Annotated in this window: 12 protein-coding genes; 7 read left to right on the plus strand and 5 right to left on the minus strand. The window is 40.5% G+C overall.

Annotation, left to right across the window (positions count from 1 at the left end; genetic code table 11):
• The 5 genes from EZ456_RS25480 to EZ456_RS01785 all read right to left on the minus strand — a co-directional run.
• Positions 1-876: ISAon1 family transposase (locus tag EZ456_RS25480; protein WP_131526766.1), on the minus strand; the 876-nt coding region annotated here is incomplete at its 3' end.
• Positions 851-1,213, minus strand: a complete 363-nt coding sequence (locus tag EZ456_RS01770) for an ISAon1 family transposase N-terminal region protein (protein ID WP_131526767.1) — start codon at positions 1,211-1,213, stop codon at positions 851-853. The genes EZ456_RS25480 and EZ456_RS01770, both read right to left, overlap by 26 nt.
• A 248-nt stretch (positions 1,214-1,461) precedes the next feature.
• Entirely contained in the window at positions 1,462-1,908 is a 447-nt protein-coding gene (locus EZ456_RS01775; protein ID WP_131526768.1) for a DoxX family protein, read from the minus strand.
• 69 nt (positions 1,909-1,977) lie between these two features.
• On the minus strand, positions 1,978-2,802 hold the full coding sequence (locus tag EZ456_RS01780; RefSeq protein WP_131526769.1) for a response regulator transcription factor: 825 nt from the start codon (positions 2,800-2,802) through the stop codon (positions 1,978-1,980).
• Positions 2,787-5,957 carry a ligand-binding sensor domain-containing protein gene (locus EZ456_RS01785; RefSeq protein ID WP_165501209.1) on the minus strand — a complete coding sequence of 1,057 codons (3,171 nt, stop codon included), beginning with the start codon at positions 5,955-5,957 and terminating at the stop codon, positions 2,787-2,789. The genes EZ456_RS01780 and EZ456_RS01785 overlap by 16 nt, the downstream gene beginning before the upstream one ends.
• Positions 5,958-6,796: 839 nt before the next feature.
• Here EZ456_RS01785 and EZ456_RS01790 point away from each other — a divergent pair.
• The 7 genes from EZ456_RS01790 (at position 6,797) to EZ456_RS01820 (ending at position 18,245) form a co-directional block, all read left to right on the plus strand.
• Positions 6,797-10,000, plus strand: a complete 3,204-nt coding sequence (locus tag EZ456_RS01790; RefSeq protein WP_131526771.1) for a SusC/RagA family TonB-linked outer membrane protein — start codon at positions 6,797-6,799, stop codon at positions 9,998-10,000.
• A 1-nt stretch (position 10,001) separates the two neighbouring features.
• Positions 10,002-11,924, plus strand: a complete 1,923-nt coding sequence (locus tag EZ456_RS01795; protein ID WP_225876446.1) for a RagB/SusD family nutrient uptake outer membrane protein — start codon at positions 10,002-10,004, stop codon at positions 11,922-11,924.
• Between the two features lie 12 nt (positions 11,925-11,936).
• Complete coding sequence (locus EZ456_RS01800) at positions 11,937-12,638, plus strand: DUF3823 domain-containing protein (RefSeq protein ID WP_131526773.1); 702 nt, start codon at positions 11,937-11,939, stop codon at positions 12,636-12,638.
• Between the two features lie 179 nt (positions 12,639-12,817).
• Positions 12,818-13,792, plus strand: a complete 975-nt coding sequence (locus EZ456_RS01805) for a glycoside hydrolase family 43 protein (protein WP_131526775.1) — start codon at positions 12,818-12,820, stop codon at positions 13,790-13,792.
• Positions 13,793-13,866: 74 nt separating this feature from the next.
• Entirely contained in the window at positions 13,867-14,949 is a 1,083-nt protein-coding gene (locus tag EZ456_RS01810; protein WP_225876447.1) for a glycoside hydrolase family 43 protein, read from the plus strand.
• A 16-nt stretch (positions 14,950-14,965) separates the two neighbouring features.
• Positions 14,966-16,045 (plus strand): glycoside hydrolase 5 family protein, encoded by a 1,080-nt coding sequence (locus EZ456_RS01815; protein ID WP_131526776.1) that lies wholly within the window; start codon positions 14,966-14,968, stop codon positions 16,043-16,045.
• A gap of 346 nt (positions 16,046-16,391) precedes the next feature.
• On the plus strand, positions 16,392-18,245 hold the full coding sequence (locus EZ456_RS01820) for a glycoside hydrolase family 2 protein (protein ID WP_131526777.1): 1,854 nt from the start codon (positions 16,392-16,394) through the stop codon (positions 18,243-18,245).
• Positions 18,246-18,287 lie beyond the last annotated feature (42 nt).

Raw genomic sequence — 18,287 nt, forward strand, 5'->3', positions numbered from 1 at the left:
ATTGGTACTCCTATTTGTAAAGTAGTTTAATATGGTTTCATAGTTGTTCTGTATCGTTCTTGAAATGGTGTTAAACGACTTGAATCCAGCGGCTTCTACCTGATTATACCAAATTGCCAGTCTTTTAAAAGCAACTATTCTGTCTTTGGATGTACTGAGTATAATGGACAAGCCCTGACTTAATTTATAAGCCTGTTCCAGATCAGGGTACAAGCTGAACAATAGCTCTGCCCGGTGTGATTGTGACGGGGTCCAGTTAGCCTCCCGTTTGAACAGTAAATATCTGCTTCTTGCCAGCAATTGTTTTACTGTATCACCATTTCCCAGCAATTCCGGCACCCAGCGTTTTTTTACAGTCTTGGCCAGCTCCAGTTCCTTGTTTTCCTGTTCGATGGCCTCCCATCTGTGTCTTATCCTTATTTCCTGGACGCCTTCGGTAGCCAGCTGCTGTACGTGGAACCGATCGGAAACCAGTTCTGCATTAGCAAAGCACCGTTTAACTATCCGCGACATTGTTGGAGCAAGATCAAGAGTAACTTCTTTCACTTTTCTGCGCAAGCCTACCTGGATCCGGGAGAGGATTTTGATAACCGATTCGCTTTCAGTTCCTTTAATAATGGCAACCAGGGCACCTTTTTTACCTTTTGCAGCCTTATTGGTCAGAACGGTATACAACTCTCCCTGAGAGAGGCTGGTTTCATCTATGGAAAGATATTCTCCCAGATTCTCAGGAAAAAGAAGCCAGTTCTCCGCATGTTCCAACTGATCCCAATCTGTAAATCCACTCAGATGGCTAGCATATTGTTCCTCAAGGCGTTTGCCATCTACTCCAAAGAAATGACCTAGAGTTTTACAGCTTATTGGGCTTGAATCCAAATAGCTTTTCAAAAAAAAATGCAAACTCAGTAGTCATCTTAGTACCATCGGCAACCAGATTCCAATCCCTGTAAACAATCTTTTTGGTATGGAGGTTTTGCCACTTGCGCCGCTTTACCTTCAAAAAACAAGGCTTGCCACGTAAGGGAAAGTCACGAACGGTAATTTCATCGAAAAAGCCTTTAGAAATCAATTTCTCACCTGAATATTCCTCAGGATGAATGTTTTTTTCTAAAAGATAAATATGATAAGAGCCTTCAGTAACTTCAAACCTATCAAGTTCAAAGTATTCGGTTAAGCCTTCAGGGAGTATAAAAGATAGTATCGAGGTGTCCAAAATAATAATGTTGAACAAAATTAAATAAACTTTTCAACTCCCCAACTTTTTTGCTTGATCCTTCTGCCAACTCTCCGCCGCAAAAGTACGAAGTTGAAGCAAAACTGCAAATGATTTTTAATTAAATTTTTTAAAAAATATTATAAACGTTGCTAATCATTTAGTTAGCAGACGAAAAAAAAGCAAAAAACTTTATTAAAGGGCAGATTCGAGCCATTTAATAAAGTTTTTGATCAATATCTATTACGTTAAAGTGCCTGTTTGGGGTAAACTTTTTCTCGATCTACAGATAATATTCCATTTCCCTCAATTGCAAAACAAACCAATCCGATTAATACGGAGGCCGAAAACCAAAATTCTGAATAGGGTTTAAAAATACCCCCAGAAATATTAACAAAGAATACCGCCCCAATCAGTATGGGTAAATTAACCAGGCAAAATACGCGTGTATGTGTGCCTAGGGTAATGGCTAAGCCCCCAATAAGGTGTAACATAATAATCAGGTGTGCCAGTAAGCTAATGCTCACGGCTGTGCCTAAGAAAGCGCCCCTCATTAAATTACTAAAGGCTTGCATATTGATGTAAAAATCAATACCCTTCCAAATTAAAATAAGGCCTAATAAGATTCTAAAATAGTCTAACCATTTTGGGTGATGGTGATCGCCCCAGTGCTGGATTTTCTTAAGCATGTTCATAACTTCTATATTTTGGTTATGACAATTTACGGAAAAATAAAGAAAATAACAATGCTTAACTATTTGATTTTAAGGCTTTTTTTTCTCTACAGTTTTACTGTTTACATAGTCGGTAGGCGACATGCCGAACTGTTTGGCAAAGTTTCTTCCAAAGTGTGATTGAGAGCTATAACCAACCATTTCTGAGATTTCATAAATTTTTAGTACCCCTTCATTTAAAAGCTCGGCAGCTTTTTTTAGCCTTGCCAAATTAATCAGTTCGTTTGGACTGAGGTTAGAAATAGATTTAATTTTCCGGTATAAGGTTGGCCGGCTCATATTCATCTTTTCTGCCAGATGCTCTACATCCAGATCCTGATCGCTGATGCTTTTGTTAATCGTATCTTGTAATTTTTCCAAAAACAACTCATCCGCTTTAGAATAGGCAATACTTTTAAGGTGAAGGAGGGGAGAACTGGAGAAATATTCTTTAATCTTGTTCCTGTTTTTAATCAGACTGGAAATCTGTACCTGTAAGAATTCGGGTGAAAAGGGTTTTTCAACATAAGCATCGGCACCCAGCTCTAAACCTTCAATTTTAGATTGTAATGAATTTTTTGCGGTAAGCAAGATAACGGGGATATGGCTGAATTCTAAAGTAGACTTGACTTTCGCACAAAACTCGAAACCGTCCATTTCGGGCATCATCACATCACTAATAATGAGTTGTACAATTTCATGTTGTAATATTTCTAACGCTTCTATGCCATTCCTGGCCTGTAGAACATGGTATTTATCTTCCAAATCATCTGAAATGAAATCAAGGATGTCTTCATTATCATCAACCAATAACACTACAGATCTTTCCATATCTTCAGTATCTTTTATGGTAAGCGTGCCTACAATTTCTTCCATTTTCCGTTCAGGTTAAATTCTATAAGTTGATGGATAGGCAGTTCTAATACAAATATATTAAAATCACGATCATTAAAATCTAAATAAAGCTCCCCGCTATGCAGTTGAGCAAGTGATTTTGAAATCGATAAACCTATTCCGGTTCCTGCCTTTATTTCTGTTTCTTTGCCCCTAAAAAAAGGTTCAAATATCTTGTCTTTAATTTCAATAGGGATTCTTTTGCCGTCGTTTTTAACTATCACCGCAAACTTGTCACCTTCCTGTAAGGATAAGTTGATTTGTACAGTGGTTTTTCCATATTTAATGGCATTGTCTATCAAATTGCTGGTCATTTTGTAAAAGGCCTCTACATCGATATAAGCATGGAGCTTTTTTTCGGGTATATGAAGGTCATATTTAATGTCTGCCTGTTCTGCCGCAGGTTGAAACTGTAAAAATACGTCTTTTAGGATTTCAGAAATGTCGGCCTTTACAAAGTTTAAGGAAAACTCACTGGTTTCGGTTTTTCTGAAATCCAGTAACTGATTGGTCAATTTGAGCAACCTATCCGTGTTTCGCCCCATAATCCGTAAATTCTTTTCTATTGCGGGCACAGCATCAGCCTGTTTAATCAGTTTCTCCATCGGGCCGATAATCAATGTGAGCGGTGTTCTGATTTCGTGGGCAACATTGGTAAAGAATTCAATTTTCGCCTGATACACTTCTTTTTGTTTTTCATGCTCGAAAACTTCCATGCGCCGGCTGTTTTTTAACGCAATTTTTCGGTGGTAACTTCTCACCAGGAAGAAAATAATTCCGCCTGCAGCGATCAGATAAAGCAGATAAGCAATTGGACTAAGGTAAAAAGGAGGCCGGATTTTGATCAGGAGTTTAACATTTTTGGTGCTCCATGTACTACTTCCTTCTACCAATGCTTTTACTTCAAAAATATAATTCCCGGGGGCAAGTTTGGTGAAATAAACCTTCCTGTTGGTTTTTAAATATTCCCAGTTTTTATAAAGCCCTGTCATTTTATAAGCATACTCTGTCATTTCGGGCGATAGATAGCTTAAGGCCGCAAAATCGATACTAAAAGAAGATTGGTTATAGTTAAGTTCGATGGTATTGGCATAAACGATCGATTGATCAGAAATAGAATCCGCCCCATTTAAACCGATTTCTGAACTGTTGATTTGAAAGCCCGTTAAAAATACAGGGGTTTCGTACGAAGTTGCCTTTAGGTTTGCGGGATTGAAGCTGACCAATCCTTTTACGCTCCCAAAATAGGTTCGGCCATCCTCATCCTGATAGGCAGAGCTGTAGTTGAACTGATCGGTAAGTAATCCGTTGGCTTTAGAATAGGTTTTGCTGAGACCTGTGTTGGGGTCAAAATGGATAAGCCCCCTGGTACTGCTAATCCAAAACTTGTTTACAGCATCTTCTTCAATCCGGAAAAGGTAATTGCTGGGAAAACCATTTTTTATGCCGTAACGATTAAACTGATGTGTTTTCTGATCAAACCGGCAAAGCCCGCCACCATCAGTGGTTATCCAAATCTGCTGTTTGCTATCTTCAAAAACACTATTTACGGTGTTAAGGCTTAAACTTTTCGCATCTCTAGGGCTATTTCGGTAGTTCACATAACCTGGTTTGGATAAGTTAAACTGAAATAAACCATCGTTAAAGCTACCTGCCCAGATATTACCCTTGCTGTCTTCGATAACCGAATAGTAAAAAATAAAGGGGAGGCCGGCAATAGGTTCAAAATCATCGCGTTTTCGGTTATAACGGTAAATACCATTAATGGTTCCAACTAAAATTTCACCAGATCGTGTTTTACAGAAGGTAACAATAAAGTTGGTGCGTAAAGCATTTCCAACACCTGCCTGATAATGTTTGATTACTTTTTCTGTTTTCAGGTCCAAAACATCTAATCCATGTTCGAAAGTACCAACCCATAGTTTGTTGCCGTCAACCAATAAACCGTGGATATTGGAATAGGCAATGCTTCCAGGTTTTCCGTCGGGTAAAAAGTGTTTAAATATCCCTGTTTTTGCGTCAAGTTTGTTCAGCCCGGCATCTTCCGTACCGATCCAGAAATTTCCGTTACCATCTCGGGTAATTTCCCTTACATCACTTCCACTAATAGAATTTGTACCTTTTTGAGGAAAGTATTTGGTAAAGAGTGAAGTATGGCTCGAATAGTAATTTACACCGCCAAAATAGGTGCCCGTCCAAACCCCGCCTTCGCGGTCAAGGCAAATGGTGTAAACGGCATTATCACTTAAAGAATAATCGTTATTGTATTGTTTTTTAATGTGGATAATTGCTCCACTTTCATCATTATAAATGTAAATGCCCGATTCTGTGGCAATCCAAAACTCATGAGCGCCTGTTTTTTTGATGTCCCGTACAAAAATTGGCGTTTGGTCGTCGTTTAACCTGAGTATATTTTTCGATGTCAAGGTAACCGGATTAAAGAGTTTAACACCTTGATTGGTGGTGCCGACCAATAAATTCCCATTTTCGGTTTCGGCAATTCTCGATACCCAGCCATATTCGGTTTTGGCATTTTTACCGTTGATATTAAAGCGTTGAAAATTGTTCTCTTTGGGATTGTATTTTTCGAGGGTTCCCTTTCCGGTACTGATCCATACACTACTATCTTTTAAAACCGTTACCAATGAGGCATCGAAAGGTGCATTATGGGTAAAAGCCTGTATTTTCTTAGTACGCTTTTGATATAAGTATATTTTGAATGAAGATAAGATCCATAAATTTCCACGCTGATCGCTGGCCAGATCAATTATGCGCATCCCTTTGGTTTCTTTAATGATAGTGAAACTTTCTTTTGCAGGATTGTATTGGTACACACCGTTGTTTGTACCCACCCAGAGTGTTTGTTCCTGGTCGTGGTGGAGCGCGTAGATTAAATCGTTGCCTAAACTGCCAGCCTGATCCGGATCGTGACGATAGGTTTTAAAAGAATAACCATCAAACCGGTTTAAACCATCTTTTGTGCCAAACCACATAAAGCCGTTTCCATCCTGTACACTACAAAAGGCCGTATTGTTAGAAAGTCCGTTTTCTACCTGGTAATGCCTGAAATAGTAAGGTTGCCCCCACAGCAGGTGGACCGAAAACAGAAGACATAAAAAGATGAAGAGTTTTTTCAAGATATCTTGGTCAGCTGCATCAAATATATTAAAGAAATGCTTTGCTTTCGGGCTAAATTGAATTTGAGCGGATAAGTAGAAAGATTGAGACAGATTCCATTTTATTTGGGAAAGCCTTAAAGATTTAAGAAACTCAGTTTTTATAGACCTGAAAACTGTCAATTGCTAATTGCAATCTAATCTGAGTATTACTCTTTGTTATAGACCTGAAAACTGTAAACTGCCAATTGCAGACTAATTTGGGCGTTACCTAAGCTGCGCAAAGGTCGGGCTTTGCAGGGCTGCGCTTCGCTCCGGTACCGATGAAGGATCGGTACTGAATCCTTACAATCCCTAACGCAAAAACCCAGCGTAAAAAACTGCGAAATCTGATTTCAATAGCGCTACATCATTGCAAGATTGCTTCCTCGAAAGGTAGATTCCATAGAAAGGTCGTCATCTCGACTGTAGTGCAACGGAATGGAGAGATCTTTGGACTATATTAAAAGATCTCTCCACTACGGTCGAGATGACGATACTCAGAGTCGTCATACTGAACTTGTTACAAGTAGAAATATTATTTTCAATTGTCTTGTAGCTACTACGTGGTCAGTATCTATCATGCTAATCCGTTGCCATTAAGATCTTGAGACGAACTCAAGATCACGGATTGAGCGGCATTTTCCGTGTTTCTGAGTCTCCGTGTCTAAACAGACTCCTTAGTTACAAATCGAGACAAAATGAAGAAAGATTGATACAAATGCGTATCCCTCTCAATAGCTAAAAACCGAATCTTTGGATAAGAATTAAATAGAACTAAATCCATTTACTTCTTTAACTAACCAAATACCTAACCTAATATGAAAAGAAGTTTATTCTCTTATGGCGGCTTTGTACGCTTGGATTGGTACTTGCTTCAAAGAATATTTTTGAAACGCAAAGTCCTCTCCGTTATTTTTACTTCCATCACCCTAATCTTACTTTCCTTTCAGCTCAGTGCCCAGGAGCAAACTGCCGTTACCGGAACAGTAACTGACGAAAAGGGCGAAACGGTTGTTGGTGCCAGTATTAAAGTTAAAGGTACCAATACAGGAGTAACTACCGATGGCAATGGAAAATTCAAGATTCAGGTAGCAGATAAAAACGCCACGCTGATCTTTATTTATGTGGGTTATATTAATCAGGAAGTAGCATTGGCTGGCCGTACTCAAATCAGCGTTCAGCTTAAGCCATCTAATAATGATTTATCGGAAGTTATTGTAGTGGGCTACAATACACAGAAAAAGGAAGCCATTACAGGCGCTATTTCATCAATCAGTAGCAAAGATATTGAAAAAGTACATGGCGGTTCTACCGTGAGTACAGGTTTAGCAGGAAAGTTACCCGGTGTATCTTTCAGGATGCCTGACGGAAGACCTGGTGCGAGCGCCAATATTCAGATCCGTAACATGGGTAATCCGCTCTATGTTATCGATGGTATTCAGCAAGATGCCGGCCAGTTCAATAATATCTCACCTAACGATATCGAAAGCATCAGTGTGCTTAAAGATGCATCGGCTGCTATTTATGGTAGCAGGGCATCAAACGGTGTAATTTTGGTTACCACCAAAAGGGGAAAGAACAGTACCCGCAATACCTTTAGTGTTGATGCGTATACGGGCTGGCAGAACTGGGTACGTTTTCCAGAAACTACTGATGCTTACCAATGGAAAGTGGGGCAGGCAACTGCAGAAATGAACCAGAACGGCGCAACGAGTATTACCCAGGCCGAATTGGATAAATGGAAAGCTGGTACAGAATATGGCTATCAGAGCCAGAACTGGAAAGACATTATCATTGCGCCAAACGCGCCACAAACTTCAGTAAATTTAAGTGCTTCGGGTGGAAGTGATCGAGTAAATTATTACTTTTCTGCTACGCGTTTAGATCAGAAGGGCGTGTTTGGAACAGCAAGGGAATTCGATTTTAACCGGACCAATATCCAGAGCAATATTGAAGCTAAAATAACCGACCGTTTTAAGGTGGGTATGCTCATCAATGGCCGTATCGAAAGCCGCGACCAGCCAGGTGTACCGGGTGGAGATGATTACTGGGCTGCCCGTTTTGCTTTATTGAGAAACAGACCTACTGAACAAGCTTATGCCAATGGCAATCCAAACTATCCAAATGATATTGGGCACAATACCGAGCAGTTTGCCGTGCAGAGCAAAGCATTAAGCGGTTACTGGAAATCAGACTGGAGGGTTTTACAAACCAATTTATCAGCCTCTTACGAAACACCGATAAAAGGGTTGGAGATAAAAGGTTTATATTCTTATTACATCGCCGATAACGTAATCAACGGGCATGAGTATACCTATAATGTATATACTTATCATCCAGAAACGGGTATTTACGAAGAAAAAGTAGGAAGTTCAAATCCATATAGAGAGCGTAGAAACGAAAAAGTATATACCAATACCTATCAGCTTCAGGCCAATTATAACCGCACTTTTGGCAAACATACCGTAGGTGCTGTATTTGTAGCCGAGCGTTTAGATCGTTTTAGAACCTATACCTTTCAACACGCTGTACCACAGACTAATATTTTGCCTGTACTGCAGTTTGCGGATATGGATGGGCAGGATTTTGCTGATATACAGGAAGAACAGGCCCGTATTGGTTACGTGGGTAGGGTAAACTACAACTACGATAATAAATATTACCTGGAGCTTTCCGGTCGTAGAGATGCTTCATGGAAGTTTGCGCCAGATAGACGTGTAGGTTATTTCCCTTCGGCATCTATCGGATGGAGAATTACGCAAGAGAAATTTATGAAATCGCTTTTGGGCGAAAGCAATATCTTAAACGATTTGAAACTCCGTGCCTCTTACGGGCAGCTTGGGGATGATGATGTAGGTATTGACCCTTTTGCTTATATCCCAGGTTATAACTACAATCAGGGCAGCGTGATATTGGATGGAAAAAACATCACCACTTCAAGAGATAAAGGTCCTATCATCAATAACCTGAGTTGGTTTAAAAGCAAAATTACCGACATCGGTTTAGATTTTTCGATGTTCGGTAGTAAACTTTCCGGAACAGCAGATTATTTTTATAGGAAACGTACTGGTTTACCGGCCATTAAAAACGACGTAATTGTTCCAATTGAACTGGGATACCCTTTAAATGTTGAAAACCTGGAAAGCGATGCACAGTTTGGAGGTGAATTCTCCTTAAACTACAGAGATAAAATCGGTGAGTTTAACTACAATGTTGGTGGAAACATTTCCATTAGCAGAAAGAAACTTTTGGAAAGATATAAGCCACGTTTTGGCAACTCATGGGAGAATTACAGAAGTAATGGTACGGATAGATATGCCGATATTTTTTGGGGTTACGAAGTAACCGGTCAATTTCAGAATGTCGATGAGATCAATAACTACAAGGTAAATATTGATGGGAAAGGTAACCGTTCTTTATTGCCTGGCGATTTAATTTACAAGGATCAGAATGGCGATGGTATTATTGATGGTTTAGATGAAAGACCGATAGGTTATACTACTGGAGGGCAACCAAATGTAGGTTTTGGATTTACCATTGGCGGTTCTTATAAAAACTTCGATTTTACCGCCGATTTTTCTGGCGGTGCCATGTATTCCTGGAACCAGAACTGGGAGCAACGCTGGGCATTCCAGAACGGAGGTGCCTTACTGCAGAATTTTGCTGATGACAGTTGGCACCGTACTAATCTTTATGACCTGAACAGCCCCTGGGTGGCTGGTAAATATCCTGCAATCCGTTTTAATGATCGCGATCATAGTAACAACACTAGAAATTCGACTTTCTGGTTGCACAACGTGCGATACCTGAGGGCGCGTACACTTGAGATCGGCTATACCTTGCCAAAAAGCTGGGCAGAAAAAATCAAGATCCAGAATGCAAGGGTATATGTTAACGGGTATAACCTGTTCTCTATCGATAACCTGAAAGATTACGGTGTAGACCCTGAAATTGCAGACGATAATGGATTGCAATATCCACAGAACAAGTTCTTTAACATCGGTCTTAAATTATCGCTATAACATGAAAAAGACTAATCAAATGAAAAAATATATATACGCATTTGCTGCCATTGCATGTTTAAGCTTTGCGCAGTCATGTAAAAAAGATTCCGAATTTTTAGATAAGCAGCCGACGAGTACCCTTCCGATTGATGCGGTGTGGAAAGATCCTAACCTGGTGCTTACCGTAGTTGGCGATCTGTACGATCGTTTCCCTGATTTTCAACGAATCGAATCGTGGTGGCTTTTTGCCGATTTTGATGAAGGTTTTGGCTCAGCAAGCGGTGATTATTTTCGCCACCAGAATCTGGAATATGGATACGACTCATGGAGATACTGGGATATAAATGTTTATAGGCTGGTAAACGACCTGAACCTGTTTATTAAACGTGGGCAGGAAGCTACAGCTTTAAAAGCCGAAGACCGCGATCGCTTTTTAGCAGAGGCGCGTTTTATAAGGGCTGGTGTATACTTCGAGATGGTAAAAAGAATGGGCGGTGTGCCTTTGATTACTGTTCCCCTGGCCTATGATTATAGCGGAGATCCAAGTTCCCTGCAATATCCGAGGGCAAAGGAATCAGAAATTTATGATTTTGTGATTGCCGAATTGGAAGCGATTAAAACCGTACTTCCTGATAATGCAACCATTCAGAGCAGGGCTACAAAAGCTGCGGCCCTGGCTATGGAATCAAGAGCTGCGCTTTATGCAGGTTCTATTGCAAAGTATAGCAATGCCCAATTAACCCTTCCGGGTGGAGAGGTTGGCATTCCTGCAGCAATGGCTAACGGTTATTTTACCAAAGCCTTAAATGCGGCAAAAGAAATTATCGATGGTGGTAAATATTCGCTTTACAAAAAGAATCCAAATCTATCTGATAATTTTGCAGCCCTTTTTACGGATAAAGGCAGCAATCCAGAGGTAATATTTGCCAAAGATTTTAAATTGAAAACCAATAAAGCTCATGGTTTTACAATCGACAACCAACCACGTTCTTCTGCCGAAGAAGCACAAGGTGGAAGGTTAAACCCTTCCTTAAATCTGGTTCAGTCTTTCGAAAAACTGGATAATAACTATGCCTCTTTAGCTGCTGTTGATGGCAGTGGAAACCCGGTTTATTATACCAACATCACCGACATTTTTGCTGGCCGTGATGCCCGTTTGGCCGGTACAGTTATCCTTCCGGGAACACAGTTTAAAGGCAAAACCGTTGATATCTGGGCCGGTTACCAATTGGCCAATGGTACAATTGTAACAGGAGATAATTTTGCTCAGAGTAAAACCAACGTACTTCCGGGTAATGCCGGTTCTGTGCAGGTAGTGGGTGGTGATGGTCCTGTTGATGGACTTGAATTCAGTGCGCAGTCTGGTTTTTATGTACGGAAATATTTAGATCCAGCCACAGGTTCAGGCCAGATTGGTACCCGAAGTGATGTATGGTGGATCCGTTACCGTTATGCCGAAGTATTGTTAAATGCAGCCGAAGCAGCATTCGAACTGGGTGATGCAGCTACAGCAGCCAATTATATCAAGCCGGTAAGAGAACGCGCAGGACTCATCACTGCATTAAATCCATCTGATATCACTTTTGATCGTATCGTACACGAACGAAAAGTAGAATTTGCTTTTGAAGGACATCAGCTTTGGGATATGAAACGTTGGAGACTGGCCGATAAAGTATGGAACGGCAACAATATGTCGGCTGCCGATTTTACCAATGCAAGCAATATTGGAAGTGCAACACGCCCAAGTACACAGGTGTTTGGTTTGTGGCCATATAAATATTATAACCCAGGTAATGCAAACCACCTCAAGTATATTTTTAAGGTGATTAAACCGAGCCGCGTTACTGCAGCGCACCGTTTCCGTATCGGTAATTACTATTCTTCAATCGGGCAGGATGTACTTAACGGCAACCCAAAAATTATCAGAAACCCTAATCAATAATCATATATAGACATGAAAAATAGATTTTATTTCATTATAGGGGCAATTATAGCCGTGTTTTTCTCTTCTTGTAAAAAGGATAATTACGAAGCACCTGCGGCCGATTTTACAGGAAGGATCGTGTATAAGGGCGAAGCAATCAATGTTCAATACGGCCAGGTAAATTTCGAACTTTGGCAATCTGGCTTTGGAAATTACTCCGCACTAAACGTAAATGTTAGCCAGGACGGCAATTATTCGGCGAAGTTATTTGATGGGAACTATAAACTGGTTTTCTCACCAAACCAAGGGCCGTTTTTATGGAAAAAGAATGCAGCTGGTAAACAGGATACCGTTGCCGTAAATATTAGCGGTGATAAGGTGATGGATATTGAGGTAATGCCTTATTACATGATCCGCGGTGCCACTATGGCTGCCGCTTCTGGAAAAGTGAATGGCTTCTGCAAACTGGAAAAAATAATTACTGATGCCAATGCAAAGGATATAGAAAGTGTAACGCTATATATTAACAAAACGCAGTTTGTAGATGGAGGCAATAATATCGGGGTGCAAGAACTTAGAGGTACTGCGCTAGCCGACCTGAATAACTTAAATATGAGTGTAAACATCCCTGCAATTGTACCTGCGCAAAATTATGTTTTTGCCAGGATAGGTGTTAAAATTGCAGGAGTAGACGATCTAATTTTTACGCCGGTAACTAAAATAAATTTTTAAACTTTAGACAGGCTTCCATTGATAGGTTCAAAAGAAAAATCGTCATCTCGACTGGAGCGCAGCGAAATGGAGAGATCTAATAGATTTCTCGGCTACGTTGCACTCCGCTCGAAATGACGATCTTAACACACTTTATGTCCTCTACTATCAGTATCTTACCCTTAGTTAATCATTATTAAATGAAATATCTTTTCGCCTTTTTTTTATGCTTCTTCGTATTTTCTATTGGTAAAAACGTGTCTGCTAAGCAACTAAATGATACTATTTACCTGGCCGATCCAACCATTTTTTTAGATAAAGGTGTATACTATTTATATGGTACGAGTAGCGATGAAGGTTTCCTGGTTTATTCTTCCCACGATCTTAAAAACTGGACTAAACCTATTGGAAAAAATAAGGGATTTGCATTAAAAAAGGGCGATGCCTTCGGAAGCAAGGGTTTTTGGGCTCCGCAGGTATTTAAAAGAGGTAAAACGTATTTTATGGCCTATACCGCTGATGAACAAATTGCTATTGCTCATAGTAATAGTCCAACAGGGCCTTTTGTTCAGGAAGAATTAAAAGCAATATCAGGCATAGCAAAACAGATCGATCCATTTGTATTTACGGATACTGATGGGAAAAACTACCTCTATCACGTTAAACTCGATAAAGGCAACCGGATTTTTGTAGCACAACTGAAAGATGATTTTTCTGATGTAATCTCTGAAACAACAAAAGCTTGTTTATCAGGAACAGAAGCCTGGGAAAATACGGCAAGAACCGATTGGCCGGTAACCGAAGGTCCAACGGTAATCAAAGAGGGAAATCTTTACTATCTTTTTTATTCGGCAAATGATTTCAGAAATCCTGATTATGCCGTGGGGTACGCTACTTCAAGCTCGCCCATGGGGCCATGGTTAAAATATGAAGGTAATCCCATCGTCAGTAAAAATATACTGCAGGTAAATGGAACCGGACATGGAGATTTTTTTACCGATAAAAACGGTCAACTGCAATATGTGCTACATACCCATTACTCAAAGGACAAAGTATCGCCAAGGGCTACCGCCATCATAAAAGCTGGCTTTGTAAAAGATAAAAAAGGTATCTACCAGATGCAGATCGACCCTGAAAGTTTTAGGTTTTTAATGCAAAGTGCAACAAGAATTTGATTGCATTTGTAGAAATATTGAGATAAAAATAAGCTTATTTAAGAGAATAAATTGCTTTTTTTAAAGATTGGAAAATGCCGATGATCGAAAAATATAAAAGACGTAAGGTTTTAAAAATGAATGCTTTGAAAATAAAATATCTGCTTATCGCTTTGTGCCTGTTATGGGTTACAGGCTTACATGCACAAACATTTACCAATCCTTTACTGCCATCGGGTGCCGATCCTTATAGTTATTATAAAGATGGTTATTACTATTATACCCATACCACCGGAAACCGGGTAGATCTTTGGAAAACCAAAACTTTAGATGGCTTAAAAGATGCGGAGCGGAAAACCATTTGGCATGCACCTGTAGGCACCATGTACAGTAAAGAAATCTGGGCGCCAGAAGTCATGTTTTTAAGAGGTAAATGGTACACTTACTTTGCAGCAGATGATGGGAAGAATAATAACCACCGCATGTATGTTTTAGAAAATGCTTCAGCTGACCCCATGAAAGGCGAGTGGATATTTAAAGGCAAAATTACCGATCCGACGGATAAATGGGCCATTGATGGCGATGTGATCGATTTTAAAGGTCAGTTGTATATGATCTGGTCTGGATGGGAGGGAGATGAAAACGGCAAGCAGGAAATTTTCATCGCCAAGCTTAAAAACCCATGGACGGTAGCGGGGAAACGGGTAAAGATTTCTACACCCAAATTTAGCTGGGAAAAAATCGGAGATCTCGGTGGAGGAGCGCATGTGGATGTAAACGAAGGACCTCAGTTTTTGCCGCACGGTGATAAAATATTCATCATTTATTCGGCCAGTGGCTGCTGGACAGATTTTTATGCCTTGGGTATGCTTTCCGCTTCGGCTAAAAGTAATCTGCTCGATCCTGCTTCCTGGACAAAATCTGATCAACCTGTTTTTCAGCAGTCGCCTAAAGACGGCGTTTATGCGCCAGGCCATAACTCATTTTTTAAATCGCCAGATGGAAAAGAAGACTGGATCCTATATCATGCCAATGATAAACCAGGCCAGGGCTGCGGAGGTTTCCGCTCACCCCGGGCCCAAAAGTTCAACTGGAATACCGATGGTACACCAAATTTTGGAACTCCGCTAAAAGCAGGATTAAGCATAACATCACCAGCTAACCGAAATAAAAAATAATCAGATAAATACCGATATGAAATTAAAAAACTACGCGTTACTTGTTGCACTGAGCTTTAACATCAGTATGGGCTTTGCACAAAAAACAAAAAAAAGCACCGAGCCTGCAAAGGTTTGGTCTGTTGAAAAAGCCAATGCCTGGTACAAAGAACATAAATGGTTAACAGGTGCCAACTACATTCCTTCCAATGCAATCAACCAGTTAGAAATGTGGCAGGCCGATACTTTTTCACCCGATCTGATTGATAAAGAACTAGGTTGGGCCGAAGGAATTGGTTTTAACACTATGCGTGTATTCTTGTTTAGTAAAGCCTGGAGCCAGGATCCCGAAGGTTTTAAAAAGAGAATGGATCAATTTTTAACCATCACCCAAAAACATGGCATTAAACCGATGTTTGTCTTCTTTGATGACTGTTGGAACAAAACTTCAGCGATCGGAAAGCAGCCTGAGCCCAAAACAGGTATCCATAATTCGGGCTGGTTGCAAGATCCTGGCGATCCTGCTTTTAAAGAAGAAGCAAACTTCTCGGAGCTCGAAAAATATGTGAAAGATGTACTTAGTCATTTTGCGCATGATAAAAGAATTTTACTCTGGGATTTGTACAATGAACCCGGAAATAGTGGGAAATTAGAGGCAACCATTCCCTTGTTAACCAAAACCATTAGCTGGGCAAGGTCGGTTAATCCCGATCAGCCTATTTCTATCGGATTGTGGAGCTGGGGTTTCGAAAAGCTTAACGAAATACAGCTGGCCAACTCAGATATTGTAACCTATCATAACTATGAGGCACCAGATTGGCACCAAAGAACCATCGATCTTTTAAAAGCCAGCGGCCGACCATTAATCTGTACCGAATATATGGCCCGATCGCGAAACAGCCGTTTTTCTAACACTTTGCCCCTGCTAAAAAATGAAAATGTTGGCGCTATAAACTGGGGTTTTGCTGCGGGTAAAACCAATACAAAATATGCCTGGGATACTCCACTTGCAGATGGATCTGATCCGATGGAGTGGTTCCACGAAATCTTTCAGCCCGACGGCACTCCGTACCGCTTGGATGAGGTTAACCTGATTAAAAAACTCAACAACAAATAAATCATATGCTGATCAGGGAAAACCCAAAATGGCATTAACTTAATCATAATCGTTGTCAGTTTGAGCGGTCAGTTTTTAACCGAAAAACATTGAAGGCGCAATAACAGGTTTTAGCGGTTCGTCATTCCCAACTCGATTGGGAATCGTAATGCAATAAGCTTTAAGATTCCCACCTGCGTGGGAATGACGATCGATTTTTGGAATCTGTCAATTGTAGCGGAGTCGAAGACCTTTTGGTAGTCGAAAACAAAAACCTTTTGCCTTTTGACAGCTTTGGGATGAGAATTTTTCCCCCTTAAGTTAACACATTTAGCGAAACCCAACCTTAACACACAAATTTAAACCAATGAATAAAAAAGTATCCATCCTTATCTCGCTGCTAGGGCTTTCACTTTCCCTTTCCGCGCAGCAACAGGACAAATCGTGGTCGATGGTAAAAGGGAAAATCTCCTCACCATGGGCCCAGGAAGTAAATCCTAAAAGTGTTCTTCCAGAATATCCGCGTCCACAGTTTGAGCGTACAGGCAACTGGAAAAACCTGAACGGCCTTTGGGATTATGCCATTTCCGAAAAATCGCAGCGCCCTGCAATAAACCAGGGTAAAATTCTGGTTCCTTTCGCCGTAGAATCTTCACTTTCGGGTGTGGGTAAAACAGTTGGTAAAGATAGCCTGCTCTGGTACAAAACCAGCTTTACTGTGCCTGCTAACATGAAGGGCAAAGAAATTATGCTCCACTTTGGTGCGGTTGATTGGAGAAGTACAGTGAGTATTAATGGTAAACAGGTAGGGAAACATGAAGGTGGTTTCGATCCCTTCAGTTTTAACATTACGCCATTTATAAACAAGAGTGGAAGCCAGACTTTAACCGTAGAAGTTTGGGACCCGACAGATGATGGCCCGCAACCAAGAGGAAAACAGGTAAAAAAACCAGAAGGTATCTGGTATACCCCAGTAACGGGTATCTGGCAGACGGTATGGATTGAGGCAGTAAATAAAGTACATATCGATCACATTAAAGTAACACCAGATATCGATCAGCAAACCGTAGCGGTTACCACATTTTTAACGGAAGCTGCTACAGGTGATCAGGTTAAGGTTTCTGCATGGGACGGCACAACCAAAGTAGCTGAGCAGATAGCTGATGGTAATGGTGCAATCAGTTTAAAAATTGCGAACCCTAAACTTTGGAATCCTAAAAATTCGTTTTTATACGATTTAAAAGTTGAACTGATTGCTAAAAATAAAAAGGTAGATGAGGTGAAAAGTTATTTTGCCATGCGCAAAACCTCAATGGGCAAAGATCAGAACGGTATTCAACGCATGTTGTTAAACAATGAGTTTGTTTTTCAGTATGGTCCGCTAGATCAAGGCTGGTGGCCAGATGGACTTTACACTGCACCCACAGATGCAGCCTTGAAGTTCGATGTAGATAAAACCAAAGAAATGGGTTTTAATATGATCAGGAAACACATTAAGGTAGAGCCTGCACGTTGGTATTACCACTGCGATAAAGCTGGTATGCTGGTTTGGCAGGATATGCCTAGTGGCGACTTGGGTAATGGCTGGGAAAACCGTCCAGGTATTTTAGACCATGGCTCAGATCAAAACAGAAGTCCCGAATCTGAAGGCTATTATAAAAAAGAGTGGAATGCCATTATTGATGCACTTTACAATGTACCTTCAATCGTAGTGTGGACACCTTTCAACGAGGCTTGGGGGCAGTTTAAAACCGTAGAAATTGCCAAATGGACAAAAGAGAAAGATCCTTCAAGATTAGTAAATACGGCCAGTGGAGGTAATTTCTATCCGGTGGGCGATATTATCGACCTGCATAATTACCCACATCCGGCTATGCCTAGTCCTGATTATTTTGGAAAAGACTATGCTCTTGTGCTTGGTGAGTTTGGTGGTCTTGGCCTGCCTATTGATGGCCACGTATGGCAACAGAAAAACAACTGGGGTTACCAGAGTTTTAAAAACAAAACCGATCTTTTTAACAAATACGCTCAGTTTATGAAACGTTTAGAAGAATTAATCCCACTAGGGCTTTCTGCTGGAGTGTATACCCAAACTACCGATGTAGAGGTAGAAACCAATGGCTTGATGACCTATGATAGAAAAGATATCAAGTTTTCTGAAGCACAGATGAAAGCTTTGCACGATAAGCTGTATAATATCAAGGTGCCGGTGAATAAATAGTCTTATCACTTATCGATTATTATTTTTCCAAAATCGAAACTG

This window comes from Pedobacter psychrodurus (assembly GCF_004331735.1).
Lineage (GTDB): Bacteria > Bacteroidota > Bacteroidia > Sphingobacteriales > Sphingobacteriaceae > Pedobacter > Pedobacter psychrodurus.

Coding starts and splice junctions, on each gene's coding strand:
- EZ456_RS01775 (WP_131526768.1), bottom strand. CDS start 1,908: ATGAACATGCTTAAGAAAATCCAGCACTGGGGCGATCACCATCACCCA.
- EZ456_RS01780 (WP_131526769.1), bottom strand. CDS start 2,802: ATGGAAGAAATTGTAGGCACGCTTACCATAAAAGATACTGAAGATATG.
- EZ456_RS01790 (WP_131526771.1), top strand. CDS start 6,797: ATGAAAAGAAGTTTATTCTCTTATGGCGGCTTTGTACGCTTGGATTGG.
- EZ456_RS01795 (WP_225876446.1), top strand. CDS start 10,002: ATGAAAAAGACTAATCAAATGAAAAAATATATATACGCATTTGCTGCC.
- EZ456_RS01800 (WP_131526773.1), top strand. CDS start 11,937: ATGAAAAATAGATTTTATTTCATTATAGGGGCAATTATAGCCGTGTTT.
- EZ456_RS01805 (WP_131526775.1), top strand. CDS start 12,818: ATGAAATATCTTTTCGCCTTTTTTTTATGCTTCTTCGTATTTTCTATT.
- EZ456_RS01810 (WP_225876447.1), top strand. CDS start 13,867: ATGCCGATGATCGAAAAATATAAAAGACGTAAGGTTTTAAAAATGAAT.
- EZ456_RS01815 (WP_131526776.1), top strand. CDS start 14,966: ATGAAATTAAAAAACTACGCGTTACTTGTTGCACTGAGCTTTAACATC.
- EZ456_RS01820 (WP_131526777.1), top strand. CDS start 16,392: ATGAATAAAAAAGTATCCATCCTTATCTCGCTGCTAGGGCTTTCACTT.